This is a genomic window from Dermacoccus sp. Ellin185 (genome assembly GCF_000152185.1).
In the GTDB taxonomy this organism is placed as follows: domain Bacteria; phylum Actinomycetota; class Actinomycetes; order Actinomycetales; family Dermatophilaceae; genus Dermacoccus; species Dermacoccus nishinomiyaensis.
The window spans coordinates 1-3545 of record NZ_AEIQ01000123.1 but is presented as its reverse complement, the minus strand read 5'-3'; the positions used below and the strand labels follow the sequence as shown (position 1 = coordinate 3545).

Here is a 3545-nt window from a genome sequence, read left to right as displayed (position 1 = left end):
CCCGACTTCAACTCGGCGCTTCGAACCACATCGCTGTAATTCGTTGCGTCCCAGTCGAACTGGTGACCAAGGGCGTCCGAGTGAGTGGCTGTTTCCAGCTCCTCGCTCGCGGCGACTCAGAGAACACTACACAGCGCGGCGGGTGCTGCCAAATCGACCGCCCGGGTGCGGCCACCACCCCGGGATGCGCAACGGGGACCCACCGTCATGGTGAGCCCCCGTCGTCGTCGAGGTCAGTGCGCGAGCCGCGCGGCTGCCTGGTGCTTGCGCCCACGCTTGATGATCGCGGCCACGCCGTGGAGGAAGTCGTCAGCATTCAGTTCGTGCTCGGGGTCGTCGAGCTTCGCGTTGTTCACGGAGATGGCGCCGTCCCCGATGAGACGTCGGGCCGCGTTGCGAGACTCGGCGATGCCGACCGCGATGAGCGCGTCCGTCAGGGTGGTACCCGGTGAAACCTCTCCCCCGGGCAACTCCGCGACGGCGTCACGCAGCGTCCCCGCGTCGAGGGCCGTCACGTCACCCTTGCCGAACATCGCCTCACTCGCCGCGATGGCGCCGGCCGTCGCCGCCTCACCGTGCACGAGCGTCGTGACGTCGGCCGCCAGCGTCTTCTGCGCCGCTCGCTTGAAGGGTTCCTCGGCCACGGCGCGTTCGAGCTGCGCGACCTCGTCCTTCGTCCGATCGGTTATGAACTTGATGAGCTTGATGACCTCGGAATCCTCGACGTTGAGGAAGTACTGGTAGAAGGCGTACGGGCTCGTCATCTGCGCGTCGAGCCAGATGGCATTGCCCTCCGACTTGCCGTACTTCTGCCCGGACGCGTCCGTGAGCAGCGGCGAGGTGAGCACGTGCACACTCTTGCCCTCCACCGAACGGATGAGATCAGAGCCCGCGATGAGGTTGCCCCACTGATCGGAGCCGCCGAGTTGCAAGGTGCAGCCGTACTCGCGGAACAGGTGAAGGTAGTCGAGGGCCTGGAGGATCTGGTAGCTGAACTCCGTGTAGCTGATGCCCTGCTCGGAGTTGAGGCGCGCCGCGACGGCGTCCTTCTTGATCATCCCGTTGACGCGGAAGTGCTTGCCGTAGTCACGCAGGAAGTCGAGGGCCGAGATGCCCTGAGTCCAGTCGAGGTTGTTGACCGCGATGGCGGGGTTGTCGCCGTCGAAGTCGAGGAACGGCTGCACCTGCTCACGGATGCGCGCGACCCACTGCGCCGTCTGGTCCTTCGTCTTGAGCACGCGCTCCGCACTGGGGCGCGGATCACCGATGAGACCCGTCGAACCTCCGACGAGCACGATGACGCGATGCCCGGCGCGCTGCAGCCGTCGCAGCTGGATCAGCTGGACGAGGTTGCCGAAGTGCAGGGACGGCGCCGTCGGGTCGAAGCCGCAATACACCGTGAGCGGTCCGTTCGCGAGCGCGTCACGCAGCTGCGTCTCGTCGGTGGTCTGCGCCACCGCTCCGCGCCACTGCAGCTCGTCGAGGATGTTGCTCACGTCGTCCCTTTCGTCAGATGCCTCGGTTGCGCGGATCACGCACCCACCCCACAGTCTCCCACGACCGCCCGATCCGGCGCGCCTGCTGCGTGGAGGGCGCCACCGCAACAGACTCCGTCAGCGCTTGCGCACCCGCGTCACTGCGGCGCGGTAGGCGGAGACGCTGGGCTCGCCCGGGATCCAGAAGCGCCAGGGAAACGTCTCCCCCTCACCGCCAGGGCCGCTCACACCCACACGCGGGCCGGTGAGGTACTCGGGCACGACGTGGTCGTCCCCTCGACGGACGACGACCTGGGCATCCGGCCCGACGACGGGAGTGCCGCCCAGGATGGGCTCGATCGCGAGCGCCTTCGCGAGGTTGCCCGGGCCACGAGCGAGATGGGCGTCCTTGGGAATCGGCGCGCCCTCGCGTGCACTCGCCATGCGCCGCTCCCGCGCGAGGTCGAGGCCGGCGATGATCTCGCCAGAACGGACGAGGCAACCTGCCGACTCTCCGTCAGCCCCGCAGACGAGGTTCAGGGCCCGGTGGATGCCGTAGTTGATGTAGACGTAGCAGGTGCCGGGCGGGCCGAACAGCGCGGAGTTGCGGTCGGTGCGGCGCCTGAAGCCGTGCGAACCCGGGTCGACGGCGCCGTGGTAGGCCTCCACCTCGGTGATACGCAGCGTCACCCCCGCGTGCGAGACGGTGAGGCCCAAGAGCTTCGGCGCGACGTCGACGGGCGGATGGGCGAAGAACGATGAGTCGAGATCCGGCACGCCGACATTGTGCCGCCCACGCTCGATTCGGGCCACCTCCCTCGGTGTGGGGCCCCGCACGCGATGTTGCCCGGGTTCGGGGGCGTCGGCCCCCGAAACCCGGGCAACATCGAGCGTCAGCGTGAGCGGACGTCGAGCGTCAGCGGATGTCGATGGGGCGGCTCGCCCAGGTACGCAGTTCGCTCGACTTCGCGTGCGCGGCCTCGAGCTGCTCGGCGACGCGGTCGGGAGCCGTCCCGCCCGTCGCGTTGCGGGAGGCGAGTGAACCGGGCACGCTCAGCACCTCGCGCACACCCGGCGTCAGGTGTTCGCTGATGGCGGCGAGGTCATCGTCGCTCAGATCCCACAGCTCGATTCCGCGCTGCTCGCACGCCTGGACGCACTCCCCTGCGACCTCGTGCGCGACACGGAACGGCACGCCCTCGCGCACGAGCCACTCGGCGATGTCGGTGGCGAGCGAGAAGCCCTGCGGCGCGAGGGATTCGAGACGCTCCGGGTGGAAGGTGAGCGTCACCGTCATGCCCGCGAAGGCCGGCAGCAGCAGCTCGAGGGTGTCGACGGCGTCGAAGACCGGCTCTTTGTCCTCCTGCAGATCGCGGTTGTAGGCGAGCGGGAGCGCCTTGAGCGTCGTCATCAGGCCTGCGAGATCTCCGACGAGACGGCCCGCCTTGCCGCGCGCCAGCTCGGCGACGTCGGGGTTCTTCTTCTGCGGCATGATGCTCGAGCCGGTCGAGAACGCGTCGTCGAGGGTGACGAAGCTGAACTCCTTCGTCGCCCACAGCACCACCTCCTCCGCGATGCGGCTGATGTCGACCGCCGACATTGCGGCGACGAACGCGAACTCGGCGACGAAGTCACGCGACGCGGTGCCGTCGATGCTGTTCTCGACGGGGCGCGAGAAGCCCAGATCGTCGGCCACCGAGGCCGGGTCGAGGCCCAGCGACGACCCCGCGAGCGCGCCCGAGCCGTACGGCGAGGCGTCGGTGCGTCGATCCCAGTCGCCGAAGCGCTCGACGTCGCGCAGCAACGCCCACGAGTGCGCGAGCAGGTGGTGGCTCAGCAGCACGGGCTGCGCGTGCTGCAGGTGCGTGCGCCCCGGCATCGCGACACCGAGATGCGTCTGCGCCTGCGCGACGAGCGCGTCGACGACGTCGAGCAGCAGCGCCGCGACCGAGCGCGCGTGATCACGCAGGTACATGCGGAACAGCGTCGCGACCTGGTCGTTGCGCGAACGTCCGGCCCGCAGGCGACCGCCGACGTCGGCGCCGGGTGGACGCCAACGTCGGCTAACCC

Annotated in this window: 3 protein-coding genes; all 3 read right to left on the bottom strand. The window is 69.0% G+C overall.

Annotated elements, in window-relative coordinates:
* Nucleotides 1–233 precede the first annotated feature (233 nt).
* Nucleotides 234–1496, bottom strand: coding sequence for a tyrosine--tRNA ligase (tyrS, locus tag HMPREF0321_RS14170; protein WP_040015171.1), 1263 nt, complete (start codon nt 1494–1496; stop codon nt 234–236).
* A gap of 117 nt (nt 1497–1613) precedes the next feature.
* Complete coding sequence (locus HMPREF0321_RS14165; protein ID WP_006947500.1) at nt 1614–2252, bottom strand: DNA-3-methyladenine glycosylase; 639 nt, start codon at nt 2250–2252, stop codon at nt 1614–1616.
* 139 nt (nt 2253–2391) lie between these two features.
* Nucleotides 2392–3545, bottom strand: a 1154-nt coding sequence (gene argH, locus HMPREF0321_RS14160; protein WP_006947498.1) for an argininosuccinate lyase, incomplete at its 5' end; no start/stop codon positions are given.